This window comes from Arthrobacter sp. Hor0625, from assembly GCF_052567525.1.
The window spans coordinates 1,762,946-1,775,595 of the sequence record NZ_CP199586.1 but is presented as its reverse complement, the minus strand read 5'-3'; the positions used below and the strand labels follow the sequence as shown (position 1 = coordinate 1,775,595).

The following is a 12,650-nucleotide window of genomic DNA, read 5'->3' as shown; positions in this document are numbered from 1 at the left end:
CGATCTTAGGCCCCGCCCGGCCCGAAGAGGAACTCCCGGGCGTGCGCCACGGCCTTCTTGAAGGCGTCGTTCCGGAGCACGACGAGCTGCTCGGCGTCATCCGCCGCCGGTTCGAGGTACCCGGTGAACCCGGGCCGCAGGACCCAGATGTCCCCGGCCGGCGGGAGGTAGAACACGCCGAAGGACCGGTGCTGGCTGTCCTGGTCCGCCCAGACGGGAACGACCGCCAGCGCGGCGCCGGTGTCCACGTTGATCCACTGGGCGCGCGGCACCGGCAGCTCGTGCGCCTCCGGATCGAGGAACGGCGCCGTGTCCTTCCCCCAGCGTTCCTCGAAACGCTCGTGGAAGGCGGGGATCAGGTGCGAGTCATAACGCCGCCAGGCGCTCATGGTCGAACTCCTTCTGTCGGTTCCTCACCGCTCCCAGCGCACCGGGGTGATGCGCAGGACCGGCTGCCGCGCGGCATGGTGCCGCACCGGGATCGCGCGGCCGACGGCGGGGTCCCGGTTTCCTGCCGGCGCCTCCGGGCCGGCCCCGGGGTCGTAGGCCGCGCGGGATGCCGGGTCCCTGAGCACCGCGAAGGACTCGAGGATCCGCCGGGCCTCCGCGCCGTTATCGGGCCGGCCGCCGGTCCCGGCGCCGAGGTCGGGGTGGCGCAGCCGCATCAACGCGCGGAAGGACCGCTGGATTTCGGCCGGCGTGGCATCCGGCGAAACCCCCAGCGCGGCGTACAACCCACGCGGGTCGCGGTTCACTGGCCACCCCCTCCCGGGCCGTGGCGGGACGCGCCGTCCCGCCGGTCCTACTTGCCGATCTCCTGCATCGTGTCCTGCGTGTGCGTGATTTCGATCTTCCGCGGCTTGGCCTGTTCCTGCACCGGGATGCGGAGGGTCAGGACGCCGTCGGCGTAGTTCGCCCGGACCTTCTCGGTGTCCAGGGTGTCGCCCAGGATGAGCTGGCGGCTGAAGACGCCGCGCGGCCGTTCCGAGGCGATGAGTTCAACGTTCGGCTGGGTCGGGTCCCGCCGCTCGGCCTTCACGGTCAGGACATTGCGTTCGATGTCCAGGTCCACCGAGTCGACGTTGACGCCGGGAAGATCGAATGCGACGACGAATTCGCCGTCCTCCTGCCAGGCGTCCATCGGCATCGCCGCCGGCCGCGCCGCCGTCCCGAAGACCTGCTGGGTCAGCCGGTCCAGATCACGGAACGGGTCCGTACGCATCAACATCATTTCCCACTCCTTCAAATGAGAGTTGCCTGCTGTGTTGGTTCTCCAGCCAACGATTATCTGTTGTGGCTGATATAGATTTTTTATAGCACCGATGCCAGACTGATGCAAGGGGAAAATGACCGGGCAGCGGCGGCCGAGGGGCCGCGACCAGGGAAGGGGCACCGTGACGGAACGCGGGGAGGATTTGGGGCTGTATGCCATCTCTGTGGTGGCCCAGCTGGTAGGGACGGGGCAGCAGAACATCCGCCTGTACGAGCGGAAGGGTCTGCTGACGCCGGACCGGACCGCCGGCGGCACGCGGCAGTACAGCGAGGCGGACCTGGTGGTCCTGCGGCGGATCAGCGAACTCCTGGAGGAGGGCCTGAACCTGGCCGGCGTGGCCAAGGTCCTGGAGTTGGAGGCCGCCAACGCCAGGCTCCGCGCGGAGCTGAAACGGGCCAAGGCCCGCTGAGGCCCGTGCCCTGCGGTGGACGCCGCGGAGCACGGGCCTCGGGACGGTCAGCGGGCGGCCGCGCCTGCCTCGGCCGGGACACCCTCGCCGGCAGTGCGGGCCAGCCGGAGCCAGGTCTCCACCACGGTGTCGGGGTTCAGGGAGACGGACTCGATGCCCTCCCCCACCAGCCATTCGGCCAGGTCCGGGTGGTCGCTGGGGCCCTGGCCGCAGATGCCGACGTACTTGCCGCGCGCCTTGCAGGCCTGGATGGCCATGCTCAGCAGCTTCTTGACGGCCGGGTCGCGCTCATCGAAGCTGCCCGCGACGATTGACGAGTCCCGGTCCAGGCCAAGGGTCAGCTGGGTCATGTCGTTGGAGCCGATGGAGAAGCCGTCGAAGTGCTCCAGGAACTCGTCCGCGAGCAGGGCGTTGGACGGAACCTCGCACATCATGATGACCTCGAGCCCGTTTTCGCCGCGGCGCAGCCCGTTCTCTGCCAGCAGCTCGATCACGCCGCGGGCCTCGTCCACCGTGCGCACGAACGGGATCATCAGCTTGACGTTGGTCAGTCCCATCTCGTTGCGGACAAAGGACAGCGCCTCGCACTCAAGGTCGAAGCAGTCACGGAACTCCGGCGCCAGGTACCGGGAGGCACCGCGGAAGCCGATCATGGGGTTCTCTTCGTGCGGTTCGTACGCCGGGCCGCCGATCAGGTTGGCGTACTCGTTGGACTTGAAGTCGGACATGCGCACGATCACCGGCTCCGGCGCGAAGGCGGCGGCGATCGTGGCCACACCCTCGGCCAGGCGCTTGACGTAGAACTCGCGCGGGCCCTGGTACGCGGCGATCCGCTGCTTGATCTCCGCCGCCACGTCAGCCGGCTGCTCGTCGAGGTTGAGCAGCGCCTTCGGGTGGATGCCGATCTGGCGGTTGATGATGAATTCCAGCCGGGCCAGGCCGACGCCGTGGTTCGGCAGCTGGGCGAAGGTGAATGCCTGTTCCGGCGTACCGACGTTCATCATGACCTTCACCGGCGCATCCGGCAGCTCGGTGACGCCGGTTTCCTCGACCGTGAAGTCCAGCAGGCCGGCATAGATCACGCCGGTTTCACCGTCCGCGCAGGAGACGGTCACCTCGGCCCCGTCGGCCAGGGCGTCGGTGGCGTCGCCGGTGCCGACGACGGCGGGGATGCCCAGCTCACGGGCGATGATGGCCGCGTGGCAGGTGCGCCCGCCCCGGTTCGTGACGATCGCGGAGGCGCGCTTCATGATCGGTTCCCAGTCCGGGTCCGTCATGTCCGCCACCAGCACGTCGCCGGTCTGGAACGCGGCCATCTGGTCGAGGGCGGTGAGCACCCGGACGCTGCCGGCACCGATCTTTTGGCCGATCGCGCGGCCTTCGGCCAGCACCGGGCCGGTTTCGTTGAGCCGGAAGCGGCTCATGCTGCCGGGGGCGCGCCGGGACTGCACGGTCTCGGGGCGGGCCTGGAGGATGTAGAGCCCGCCGTCGGTCCCGTCCTTGCCCCATTCGATGTCCATCGGGCGGCCGTAGTGGTTTTCGATGGCCACGGCGTGCCGGGCGAGCTGCTCGACGTCCTCGTCGCTGAGGCTGAAGCGGTTCCTCAGCGCCGGTTCGACGGGAACAAAGTCGATGGTCCGGCCGATTTCGCTGCTGGCCGTGTAGGTCATCTGCAGCGCTTTTTCGCCCAGGCCGCGCTTGAGGATGGCGGGCCGGCCGGCCTCCAAGGCGGGCTTGTAGACGTAGAACTCGTCGGGGTTCACGGCACCCTGCACCACGGCCTCGCCCAGGCCATAGGAGGAGGTGACGAACACCGCGTCCTGGAATCCGGACTCAGTGTCCATGGTGAACATGACGCCGGAGGCGCCGACGTCGGAGCGCACCATCCGCTGGATGCCCGCGGAGAGCGCCACCTCGGCGTGTTCGAACTTGTGGTGGACGCGGTAGGCGATCGCGCGGTCGTTGTAGAGCGAGGCGAAGACGTCCTTGATGGCCTGCAGGATGTTCTCGATGCCCCGGACGTTCAGGAAGGTTTCCTGCTGTCCGGCGAAGGAGGCGTCGGGGAGGTCTTCCGCCGTCGCGCTTGAGCGCACGGCCCAGGACAGGTCATCCGAGCCGGCGTGCCTGTCGACCAGCTGCTGGTAGGCGTCGCGGATCTGCGCTTCGAAGTCGGGCAGGAACGGCGTCTGGCGGATCAGCGTGCGGATGTCCTGACCCGCTGCCGCCAGGGCGGTTACGTCGTCGGTATCCAGGCCCACCAGCCGGTCGGCGATCTGCTGGTCCAGGCCGGAGTCCGCGAGGAAGCGGCGATAAGCGTCCGCCGTCGTCGCGAAGCCGTCGGGGACCTGGACGCCTGCAGAAGTCAGGTTCTGCACCATCTCGCCCAAGGAGGCGTTCTTGCCGCCCACCCGGTCCAGGTCCTTGAGGCCGAGTTCCGAGAACCACAGGATATCCGTCGTCATTGTTGCTGCTCCTTCGCAGAAATGGTGGCGTGCCGCCGGCCCGCTCGCGGCGATGACCGCTCGCAGGGCGCAAGTCCTGTCCACAGTGTCAGGTCTTCAGGGCGCTTTCCATATGACGTCCGCCACACAGGGTTTGTGAATTTTTTCGCTAATGCTTGAGTTTCATCTGTTGCAGGATCGTCGCCGCCATCTCTTCGACCGAGACAGTTGCGGAGTTCAGATACGGAATCCCATGTGAGACGTACAACCGTTCGGCGCTGCGCAGTTCGAAGCCGCATTGCCGGAGCGAGGCATAGGGCGAGCCCCGGCGCCGTTCGGTCCGGATCTGGCTGAGCCGCAGCGGGTTGGACGAGAGCCCGAAACATTTAGAAATGAAGGGGCGCAGTGGCTTCGGCAGCCCCTCCTTGTCGAAGTCCTCGTCCACCAGCGGGAAGTTGGCGGCGAAGATGCCGTGCTGCAGGGCCAGGTACATCGTGGTCGGCGTCTTGCCGCAGCGCGAGGGGGCCACCAGGATGACCTGCGCCTTTTCCAGCGCGCGCAGGCTCTGGCCGTCGTCGTGCTCCATGGCGTATTCGACCGCCGCCATCCGGGACTGGTACCGCGCGGCGTTGCCCAGGCCGTGGGCCCGCCCGGGCTCACCGCTCGCCGGGGTGCCGAGCGCCTCCTCCAGCTGTCCCACATGGCTGCCGATGAGGTCCACGATCACGCCCTTGCAGGTGGCCAGCGTCTTACGGATATCGGTGCTGACGGCCGTGGAAAAAACGATCGGCCGCAGGCCGGTGGCGGCCAGCTCGTCGATCGTCCCGACGACGGCCTGGGCCTGCTCGACGGTGGTGATGAAGGGGATGGTGACGCGGTCGAAGTTGCCCGCGGGGAACTGGGTCAGCAGGGTGCTGCCGAGCGTTTCGGCGGTGATGCCGGTACTGTCCGAGAGGAAGTAGACCGGCCGCAGATCGTCATTGGTCATGAACGCATTGTGCCCCACTTCCGGCCCGGCCCCGCTACTCGGCGGAGGACTCCTGCTTGGAGAGTTCGCCGGTGATCTGCTCGCCGGGGATCCGGGCGGTCCGCCAGGTGTCGAGCATGATCACCGCTCCCAGGATCAAGAACGAGATCGACAGGGATGCGAGCGCATCCGTGGTCCAGTGGTAGCCAAGGTACAGCCGGCTCAGCGCGGCGAAGACGATGCCGACGCCGGCGACGGCGAAGCCCGCCACCGCGGCCTTCGTGTTCTGCCGCCGCGAGAACACCAGGAACGCCGTGACCAGCAGGAAATCACAGGCGCCCAGCACGTGCCCGGAAGGGAACGAGAAAGTGGAGTCGGCGCCGAAAAGCATGAGGTTCATGGGCGGCCGCTGGCGTCCCACCGTGCGGCCGATGATCTGGGCCAGGATGACGCCGGTCAGCATGGCGCCGCCCAGCACCATCGGCCGCCAGGCGTGCTTGGCCAGCAGCCCCCAGGCCACGGTGAACACCAGGATGATGATGGGCAGCCCGATGGGGCCGAAGACGACGGCCAGGATGATCATGATGGTGGTGGCCGGTTCCCCGCGCAGCGTCACGAGCCAGGAGCGGACCGGCTCGTCCACGACGCTCACGCCGCTGCGGGACAGGACGCTGACCAGGATGATGGTGAACAGCACGGCGCCGGTGATCATGAGCCCGACGGCAATTCGGTAGAGGTTCCGCCGCGCCTCCGGCTCCATGTAGCGCTCCTCCACGACGAACTTGTCGTGGAAAACCCGCCACCAGCCGGACGAGTTCCCTTGTTGGTCCTGAGCCATGCCCGCATCCGCCTCTACACAGTGTTCCGTTGTTCTTCCGTGAAGATTATCCCGGTTCGGCCCGTCGCGGCGCTTCCCCGGCGGGCGGCGGCGGGAGCGCGGACCGGACCGGGGCCTGAGGGGGCGTGCGGCCCGGGCCGGACCCGGCCCGGCCCGGGCCCCGCCAGCTGCGGCGGGCCGGCCGGCGCGGCCCGCGGACGCTGTTCGGCGTGGCGTGAGTTGACTCACATTTAAATCAGACGTTACTGTCACTTCAGCCGTCGGACCCGCGGCTGCCGCCCTGATGAAAGACAGCCCGATGACCACAGCGAACGAGTGCATTGAGATCCGCGTCGACAGCCGCCGGCTGCTGGACGAACGCCTCAACGATGCGGTCCAGGGCCTGCAGCGCCTGGCCATGCTCACGGGCACGCACGGCATCCTGCTGACCCGGCACACGGCGGGCCACTACACCGCGGCGCTCTCGGACCAGGTGCCCTATGGCATGACCCGGGAGCTGGTCCGCTAGTCCCGGACCCGGGACTCCACAAAGCCAGGCCCCGGGCGGCTGAGCATCGACTCGCCGCCCGGGGCCTTCGTGGCATCGGGCGGGCATGGACCGCAAACGGGGCTTAGCGGCCGACTCTTTGGAGCATCCGCAGGGTTTCACCCGCGGTCGGGCGTGCGGCCGGCTCCGTGTCGGTCATGGCTTGCAGGAGCACAGACCAGCGACGGCGCACGGTGTCCGGCATCCGCGGGGACCGCAGCGTGCGGGCGACCATGGACTCCAGTGCCAGCCCCGGGAAGGCCTTGATGCCGGTGAGGCATTCGAAAACGACGAGGCCGAGGGCATAGATATCACTGGCGCCGGTCGTGGGGCGCCCGTGGACCGCCTCGGGGCTGAGGTAGTGCGGCGTGCCGGAGGCGTGGGCGTTGGGCCGGTGCCCGGCGCTGGTGGCGATGCCAAAATCCGTCAGCTTCGCGATGCCCGACCCTCCCGCCCGGGTGCCGGCGACCATGATGTTCGCCGGCTTGACGTCGTTGTGCACGATGCCCCGGCGATGGATGTGTGCCAGGGCCTTGGCGACGCCGCCCAGGAGGACGGCGGTCTGCGCGGCGGGGATCGGCCCGTCCTGAAGCAGCCGCCGCAGGTCGGTCCCGGCCAGTTCCGCGACGATATAGTCCCGGCCTGCATCCGGGCCGTCCGCCGGCATCCTCCCGCTGCCGTGGATCCGGACGACATTGGCATGGTGCAGCGGGGCGTGAAGCTCCCGTTCACGGACAAAGGGTGAGGAGTCGTCCGACGAGGTGGAGCGGAAGACCTTGATGGCCGCGGCACCGGAGCCGGCGGCGTCCGGACCGCGGAAGTCGGTTGCATGGAAGACGTCGGCCTCGGAGCCGCGCCCGAGCAGGTGGTCGATCCGGTAACGCTGGCCAACCAGCTGCGCACCGGCGTGCGGCTGGCCGGCCGGGGCCGGTCCCCTGCGGCGGTTTAGGACACCGGCAAGAGTCACCGGATCACGTCGGCGAGGCCGTCAGCCGTCAGGCCGGCGGCCAGGCGCAGCGCTTCGTGCTCCGCCCCAGCCCGGGAGGCGTTGCGGACGGCGGCGTTGAAGGCTGCCTCGGCGGCGTCCATTTCCCACTGCAGGCTCTCCAGCCGGCCGGCCGCGGCCCGGACCGGGGCCAGGGGGTCGACGGCGGGGGCGGCATCCTGGCGGAATCCGCAGGTGCACACCCACTCGCCAAGACCGGAATGGAACTGCGCCCAGGGCAGCGAGGCATCGGGTCCGGGCGAGGTCGCCATCTGGACTCCGCAGTGCAGCGGGGGAATCGATCCGGCCGTGCCGCCCGCTGTAGCCGGCGCGGTCCGGAAGGGGCGGTGCAGCGACCCGGCGAAGTCTGCCTCAGGTCGCTTTTCCTGCCCGCCGATGCCAGCCGTGGAGGCGTTGTCGGTGGTCTTGCGTTCGACTACTGCTGTCATGGAAACCACTGCCTCTAAATAGCTAGCTGATAATGTAGCTAGCCTATCTAGTATTTTAGTTTTGTCCAGTCAGCACCAGTTGGGGGTGGTCGGCGTCGACCTTGTCCACGGCGTCGCGCATCCTCACCAGGAACTCCGTGACGGCCGCCGCCTGGTCGGGAGTGAGCGACTCGGCCACTTCGATCATGCGTTCGTGCATCTGGCTCAGGGTCTGCCGGACCTCTTCGTCGGCGCCGGGAGTGGGGCGCAGGATAATGGCCCGGCGGTCCACGGGGTGCGGTTCCCGGGTGACGTAGCCGCCCTTGACCATGCGGTCCACGAGCGCGGTCATCGAGGCCGAGGTCATACCCAGGCGGGCCGCGAGTTCCTTGGGGCGGATGCCGGCACCCGCCCGCTCCGCCTCGAGCAGGTAGCGCAGGGCGAGGAGGTCCGTCTCACCCATCGCCATTGAGGACCGGGTGCGGCGGCGCATCGCCGTCTCCGACGCGCGGTATTCCCGCAGCGCATTCAGGACCCCCACGGCGGCGGCCCGCCGCTGCTGTTCCGGAGGGTACCAATAACCTTCACCGGCACCATGCGCATTCATCCCAGTTCCTTCGACGGCCTAGTTGTACGTCTGTCTAAGCAATCAATGATAGGGCATGCGGGCCCGCTTGCGAACGCCCGGGCAGCGCTTTGACGCTCCGGACGCCGGGCGGGTCAGTCCTCGGTCGGGGTGGTCCTGGTGGAGTGGTAGTTCCGCCAGCTGTGTTCGGGCGCGTAGCCCAGCAGCCGCTTGGCCTTGTCGATCGACAGCATCGTTTCGTGCTCGCCGAGGTCCTTAACGACCTTGACCTCCGGGAACACCTCGGCGGCCAGTGCGCTGCTGGCCCGGCCCATCACAGTGTCCTCGTTGGCGATAATGAAGGCCTCAAAGCCCGGCTTGCCGTGTTCCAGAGCCCGCGCCACCGCCTGCGCGCCGTCGCGTCCGTCAATATATCCCCAGAGGTTCCACTTACGCAGCGCCGGGTCGGCGTCGAAGGACGGGAACTCCTCGTAGTCCTCCGGGTCCATCACATTGGAAAACCGCAGGCCGGTGATGCTGAGCGCCGGGTCCCAGCGGGTCAGCTGGATGGCCATCTGCTCTTCGAGGTGCTTGACCAGGGAGTAGGTGCTCTCCGGGCGGGCCGGGTACTCCTCATCCACGGGAATGTAGGGCGGGTCGGTGTCGAACGGCAGTCCCAGTACTGTCTCGCTGGAGGCGTACACGATCTTCTTAATCCCCGCGCGGCGGGCGGCCTGGAAGACGTTGTAGGTGGACAGCATGTTGTTCTCGAACGTCGCGGCGTCCGGGGCGAGCCCCGGGGCTGGGATGGCCGCCAGGTGGACAATTGCGTCGAAGCCCTGGTGACGGTCGTCGAGGCCCAGGATGACGTCCACTACCTGGCCGTAGTTGCGCAGGTCCACGCGGGTGAACCCTGGTCCGCGGTCCCCCGCCTGGTCCAGATTCGTGACCTGGTGGCCGTCGGCATTGAGCCGCCGGACCACATGCCTGCCGAGCTTTCCGCTTCCGCCGGTAACTGCAATTCTCATCTGGGTCTCCTCGATGGTCGGGGGCTGCCGTTCCCCCACCCTAGAACGGACCTCGCCCCCGGCGCACCCGCGGCCCGGCTCCCGGCAGCGGCCGCGGAGCGCGTGCCCGGGGACGCCGTCCCGGACCGGAACGACCGGTCCGGGACGCTGCGGGCGCGGTGACCTTTGGCCCTAGGCGCTCCGGGGGCGTCGGTGAATGGTGGGTGCCATGAGCGCAAATCAGCGGATAGTCGTGGGCGTGGACGGTTCGGAGTTTTCGACGACGGCGCTCCGGGTCGCCGGGCGCATGGCGGCCGGCCTGGACGCCCCACTGGAGGTCATCACCTGCCTGGGCACCTCGGATTTCTTCCTGGCCTCCCATCTGCCTGAAGAGCGCACCGCCTCGGCGGGCGAGCTTGAGGAAACCGCGAAGCGCCTGGTGGAGGAGTCCTTGGAACGGGCGTTCGGCGATGCGCGGCCCGAACGGCTCACCCGGCAGGTCAAGTTCGGGCCGCCGGCCAAGATCCTGGTCGAGGAAAGCAAGGATGCCCAGCTCCTCGTGGTCGGTCGGCGGGGAAAGGGCGGGCTGCTGGCGCAGGTGATGGGCTCAGTGAGCGGGGTCTGTGTCGCGCATGCGCATTGTCCCGTGCTGGTGGTCGGCCAGGGCGGCGACAACCAGCCGGCCGAATAGGCAGGCCGGTTTTCGGAGGCGGACGGTGAAATCGGCTCGGACCAGCATTGCCGCCGGCCTCGCCCTGATGGCCCTGGGCGGGCTGCTGCTGCTGGACCTGCTTGGCATTCTGGAGACGGTCGCATTCCTCCCGGCCCTGTTGTTCGCCGGCGTGGGTTCGGCGTTCCTGGTCCTCTTCGTCCGCTCGCGGGACTACTGGTGGGCCGCGATCCCCGGGTCCGTGTTCCTCGGCCTGGCCGCCGTCGTCACGGCGACACAACTTTCCGGCGGGGACTCCGGCGGGACCGTGCTGTTTGTGTTCATGGCCGCCGGATTCGCCGCCGTCTACCTGCGCGAACGCGCCAACTGGTGGGCCGTGATCCCGTGCGGCGTGATGCTCACGCTCGCCGTCGTCGTGGCCCTGCCGGCGCAGTGGCAGGGCGCGCCCGTCGCCGCCGCCCTGTTCCTGGGCCTCGCCGGAACATTCGGCTTGCTCTCCCTGGTCCCGGTCCGGTCACCCGAAGGACAGGCCCGGATGAGGTGGCCGTTGATCCCGGCCGCTGCCCTGGCCGTGCTCGGCGCGGCTTTCGCGCTGCAGGCGGCGGCCCTGCTCACCGCCGCCGAATTCGCCGTGCCGGCCGCTTTAATCCTGGCTGGCATAGCCCTCCTGGTCTATGCCTACCGGGCCCGGCACCGCGGCCATAAGGTGCACGGCGCCTAAGCCCGGCACCGGCCCCGCTGGGGCGGGCAGTACCCCGGAGATTCCCGGGGCGACCCGGTCGCCATAGCCGGGGCGGCCCTCCGGCGGCTAGGATGATCAGCATGCTTACTGCATCGTCCAGCGTCGTCGAGCTTCGGAAGGCATGACCATGAGCAGCTACCACCCCGAAAACGACCCGGCCAACCCGGACCCGCCCCGGCCGGGCGCCGCCAGCCGGCCGCAGGACCCCGACCGGGAGGCCACCGCCCCGGCCGGCACCGCGTCCGCCGGGCAGGACGACCCGGATGCGGGCGCCTCGGCTAATCCGGACCCGCTCAGCGGGAAGATCACCGGCCTGGAGCCGGGCGGTGGGGTGCCCCCGGGCGAGACGCCTCCGGCGGAAGACCAGATGAGCCGCGACCAGGGCCACGGGGAATAGCCCCGGCGGGTGCTCCGCTAGGCCGGTGCCCCGGGCTCCGGAGCCGGCAGCAGGTATTTGGTGAACCAGTCTCGGGCCAGAATCGCGGCGGCGGCCAGGGTGCCGGGCTCCTCGAACAGGTGGGTGGCACCCTGCACGACGGCAAGCTGGTTGGGGCAGCGCATCGCCGCCTTCGCCTTCCGGTTCAACTCGAGCACCTCGTAGTCCAGGCTTCCGACGATCAGCAGCGTCGGCGCGCGGACGGCGGAGAGCCTCGGCCCGGCCAGGTCCGGGCGGCCGCCGCGGGAGACGACGGCGGCGATCCGCGCCGAAGGCTCCGAGGCGGACCAGAGGGCGGCGCCGGCTCCCGTGCTCGCCCCGAAATAGCCGATGGCACTGTCCGCGGTGTCCTGCCGGCTGCCCAGCCAGTCGGTGGCCGAGGACAGCCGCCGCGCCAGCAGCTCGATGTCAAAGACGTTCGCGCGGTTGCGTTCCTCCCCCGGTGTGAGGAGGTCCAGCAGCAGCGTCCCCAGCCCCGCGCGCTGGAGCACACCGGCCACGAAGCGGTTCCGCGGGCTGTGCCGGCTGCTGCCGCTGCCGTGAGCGAAAAGCACCACACCGCGCGCCGGGACGGGCAGGTGCAGGTGGCCCTGCAACCGGACGCCGCGGGAAGGGATCTCCACTTCCTCGTCGAACTCGGCCGCGTTCTCGTCGGCCAGCGGGGCCGTGCCCGCCGCCGGCGGTGAATCCTTCCGCCGCCGGTCGGCTGCGTCGAGCAACTGGATGACTTCATCATCTTCGGTCGGCGAAAAGTCGCGGTAGTGGTAGCCGACGGCCGCGAAGTGCCGCGGCGTGGCCAGACACACCACCTCATCGGGTTCGGTGAGGACGGCGAGGGTGTCGGCCGGCGCCACCGGGACGGCCAGGATCACGCGTGCCGCGCCCAGCTTCCTGGCGATCCTGCAGGCGACCCGCGCCGTGGAGCCGGTGGCGATGCCGTCGTCGACAATCACGGCGACGCGTCCGGTCAGATCCTGGCGGGGCCGGCCCTTGCGGAATTTCGCCACCCGGTTCTCCAGCACCGCCCGCTCACGGTCCTCGACCGCCTGCAGCTCGTGCTCGCCCACCCGGGCCTGGGCCAGCACATGCTCCTCCAGGACCCTCGCCCCGCCTTCACCGATCGCCCCCATGGCCAGCTCGGGTTGGTACGGCAGCCCGAGCTTGCGCACCACGATCACGTCCAGCGGCGCGTCCAGGGCCGCAGCTACCTCGAATGCCACCGGAACGCCGCCGCGGGGCAACCCAAGTACCACGATGTCCTGACCCCGCAGGTCCGCCAGCCGCCGCCCCAGTTGCCGCCCGGCATCGACCCTGTCTTCAAAAATGCTCATTGTCTTGGCTTTCCAATCGGGCGCCGACCGTT

16 protein-coding genes are annotated in these 12,650 nt (G+C 69.2%); 5 read left to right on the top strand and 11 right to left on the bottom strand.

Annotated elements, in window-relative coordinates:
* Nucleotides 1–5: 5 nt before the first annotated feature.
* From ACTWLI_RS08160 to ACTWLI_RS08150, 3 genes are read right to left on the bottom strand one after another with little or no spacing between them, the layout of a single operon-like run.
* The gene (locus tag ACTWLI_RS08160; RefSeq protein ID WP_056737555.1) at nucleotides 6–389 is read right to left on the bottom strand and encodes a hypothetical protein; all 384 of its coding nucleotides are present in this window, start codon (nucleotides 387–389) and stop codon (nucleotides 6–8) included.
* 24 nt (nucleotides 390–413) lie between these two features.
* A complete protein-coding gene (locus ACTWLI_RS08155; protein ID WP_445153425.1) occupies nucleotides 414–755 on the bottom strand; it encodes a J domain-containing protein in 342 nt (113 codons plus the stop codon).
* 47 nt (nucleotides 756–802) lie between these two features.
* Nucleotides 803–1,228 carry an Hsp20/alpha crystallin family protein gene (locus ACTWLI_RS08150; protein WP_445156145.1) on the bottom strand — a complete coding sequence of 142 codons (426 nt, stop codon included), beginning with the start codon at nucleotides 1,226–1,228 and terminating at the stop codon, nucleotides 803–805.
* A gap of 166 nt (nucleotides 1,229–1,394) precedes the next feature.
* Here ACTWLI_RS08150 and ACTWLI_RS08145 point away from each other — a divergent pair, with 166 nt between their 5' ends.
* Nucleotides 1,395–1,682, top strand: coding sequence for a MerR family transcriptional regulator (locus ACTWLI_RS08145; protein ID WP_445153424.1), 288 nt, complete (start codon nucleotides 1,395–1,397; stop codon nucleotides 1,680–1,682).
* Between the two features lie 47 nt (nucleotides 1,683–1,729).
* On the opposite strand, the gene ppsA is transcribed toward ACTWLI_RS08145, so the two are convergent.
* The 3 genes from ppsA to ACTWLI_RS08130 all read right to left on the bottom strand — a co-directional run bounded on the left by ppsA (nucleotide 1,730) and on the right by ACTWLI_RS08130 (nucleotide 5,928).
* Nucleotides 1,730–4,144 carry a phosphoenolpyruvate synthase gene (gene ppsA / locus ACTWLI_RS08140; RefSeq protein WP_445153423.1) on the bottom strand — a complete coding sequence of 805 codons (2,415 nt, stop codon included), beginning with the start codon at nucleotides 4,142–4,144 and terminating at the stop codon, nucleotides 1,730–1,732.
* A 148-nt stretch (nucleotides 4,145–4,292) separates the two neighbouring features.
* Entirely contained in the window at nucleotides 4,293–5,111 is an 819-nt protein-coding gene (locus ACTWLI_RS08135; RefSeq protein ID WP_445153422.1) for a pyruvate, water dikinase regulatory protein, read from the bottom strand.
* A gap of 34 nt (nucleotides 5,112–5,145) precedes the next feature.
* Nucleotides 5,146–5,928, bottom strand: a complete 783-nt coding sequence (locus tag ACTWLI_RS08130; RefSeq protein WP_445153421.1) for a phosphatase PAP2 family protein — start codon at nucleotides 5,926–5,928, stop codon at nucleotides 5,146–5,148.
* 298 nt (nucleotides 5,929–6,226) lie between these two features.
* Here ACTWLI_RS08130 and ACTWLI_RS08125 point away from each other — a divergent pair, with 298 nt between their 5' ends.
* On the top strand, nucleotides 6,227–6,436 hold the full coding sequence (locus tag ACTWLI_RS08125; protein ID WP_056737550.1) for a hypothetical protein: 210 nt from the start codon (nucleotides 6,227–6,229) through the stop codon (nucleotides 6,434–6,436).
* A gap of 103 nt (nucleotides 6,437–6,539) precedes the next feature.
* Here ACTWLI_RS08125 and ACTWLI_RS08120 read toward each other — a convergent pair whose 3' ends face one another.
* From ACTWLI_RS08120 to ACTWLI_RS08105, 4 genes are all read right to left on the bottom strand, one after another.
* On the bottom strand, nucleotides 6,540–7,421 hold the full coding sequence (locus ACTWLI_RS08120; RefSeq protein ID WP_445153420.1) for a serine/threonine-protein kinase: 882 nt from the start codon (nucleotides 7,419–7,421) through the stop codon (nucleotides 6,540–6,542).
* Nucleotides 7,418–7,888 carry a hypothetical protein gene (locus ACTWLI_RS08115; protein ID WP_445153419.1) on the bottom strand — a complete coding sequence of 157 codons (471 nt, stop codon included), beginning with the start codon at nucleotides 7,886–7,888 and terminating at the stop codon, nucleotides 7,418–7,420. The genes ACTWLI_RS08120 and ACTWLI_RS08115 overlap by 4 nt, the downstream gene beginning before the upstream one ends.
* A gap of 55 nt (nucleotides 7,889–7,943) precedes the next feature.
* Nucleotides 7,944–8,474, bottom strand: coding sequence for a MarR family winged helix-turn-helix transcriptional regulator (locus ACTWLI_RS08110; protein WP_445153418.1), 531 nt, complete (start codon nucleotides 8,472–8,474; stop codon nucleotides 7,944–7,946).
* 113 nt (nucleotides 8,475–8,587) lie between these two features.
* Nucleotides 8,588–9,460, bottom strand: coding sequence for an NAD-dependent epimerase/dehydratase family protein (locus tag ACTWLI_RS08105; protein ID WP_445153417.1), 873 nt, complete (start codon nucleotides 9,458–9,460; stop codon nucleotides 8,588–8,590).
* Between the two features lie 208 nt (nucleotides 9,461–9,668).
* Here ACTWLI_RS08105 and ACTWLI_RS08100 point away from each other — a divergent pair, with 208 nt between their 5' ends.
* The 3 genes from ACTWLI_RS08100 to ACTWLI_RS08090 all read left to right on the top strand — a co-directional run bounded on the left by ACTWLI_RS08100 (nucleotide 9,669) and on the right by ACTWLI_RS08090 (nucleotide 11,248).
* Nucleotides 9,669–10,130, top strand: coding sequence for a universal stress protein (locus ACTWLI_RS08100; RefSeq protein ID WP_445153416.1), 462 nt, complete (start codon nucleotides 9,669–9,671; stop codon nucleotides 10,128–10,130).
* Nucleotides 10,131–10,155: 25 nt separating this feature from the next.
* Nucleotides 10,156–10,830 (top strand): hypothetical protein, encoded by a 675-nt coding sequence (locus ACTWLI_RS08095; protein WP_445153415.1) that lies wholly within the window; start codon nucleotides 10,156–10,158, stop codon nucleotides 10,828–10,830.
* A 148-nt stretch (nucleotides 10,831–10,978) separates the two neighbouring features.
* On the top strand, nucleotides 10,979–11,248 hold the full coding sequence (locus tag ACTWLI_RS08090; RefSeq protein WP_445153414.1) for a DUF6480 family protein: 270 nt from the start codon (nucleotides 10,979–10,981) through the stop codon (nucleotides 11,246–11,248).
* Between the two features lie 17 nt (nucleotides 11,249–11,265).
* Here the strand turns inward: ACTWLI_RS08090 and ACTWLI_RS08085 are convergent, their stop codons facing one another.
* Entirely contained in the window at nucleotides 11,266–12,618 is a 1,353-nt protein-coding gene (locus ACTWLI_RS08085; protein ID WP_445153413.1) for a phosphoribosyltransferase family protein, read from the bottom strand.
* Nucleotides 12,619–12,650: the final 32 nt, after the last annotated feature.

What these genes read in the sequence shown, in the direction of transcription:
- ACTWLI_RS08160 (WP_056737555.1), bottom strand. Translation starts at nt 389, where the DNA reads ATGAGCGCCTGGCGGCGTTATGACTCGCACCTGATCCCCGCCTTCCAC.
- ACTWLI_RS08150 (WP_445156145.1), bottom strand. Translation starts at nt 1,228, where the DNA reads ATGTTGATGCGTACGGACCCGTTCCGTGATCTGGACCGGCTGACCCAG.
- ppsA (WP_445153423.1), bottom strand. Translation starts at nt 4,144, where the DNA reads ATGACGACGGATATCCTGTGGTTCTCGGAACTCGGCCTCAAGGACCTG.
- ACTWLI_RS08135 (WP_445153422.1), bottom strand. Translation starts at nt 5,111, where the DNA reads ATGACCAATGACGATCTGCGGCCGGTCTACTTCCTCTCGGACAGTACC.
- ACTWLI_RS08130 (WP_445153421.1), bottom strand. Translation starts at nt 5,928, where the DNA reads ATGGCTCAGGACCAACAAGGGAACTCGTCCGGCTGGTGGCGGGTTTTC.
- ACTWLI_RS08125 (WP_056737550.1), top strand. Translation starts at nt 6,227, where the DNA reads ATGACCACAGCGAACGAGTGCATTGAGATCCGCGTCGACAGCCGCCGG.
- ACTWLI_RS08115 (WP_445153419.1), bottom strand. Translation starts at nt 7,888, where the DNA reads ATGACAGCAGTAGTCGAACGCAAGACCACCGACAACGCCTCCACGGCT.
- ACTWLI_RS08110 (WP_445153418.1), bottom strand. Translation starts at nt 8,474, where the DNA reads ATGAATGCGCATGGTGCCGGTGAAGGTTATTGGTACCCTCCGGAACAG.
- ACTWLI_RS08105 (WP_445153417.1), bottom strand. Translation starts at nt 9,460, where the DNA reads ATGAGAATTGCAGTTACCGGCGGAAGCGGAAAGCTCGGCAGGCATGTG.
- ACTWLI_RS08100 (WP_445153416.1), top strand. Translation starts at nt 9,669, where the DNA reads ATGAGCGCAAATCAGCGGATAGTCGTGGGCGTGGACGGTTCGGAGTTT.
- ACTWLI_RS08090 (WP_445153414.1), top strand. Translation starts at nt 10,979, where the DNA reads ATGAGCAGCTACCACCCCGAAAACGACCCGGCCAACCCGGACCCGCCC.
- ACTWLI_RS08085 (WP_445153413.1), bottom strand. Translation starts at nt 12,618, where the DNA reads ATGAGCATTTTTGAAGACAGGGTCGATGCCGGGCGGCAACTGGGGCGG.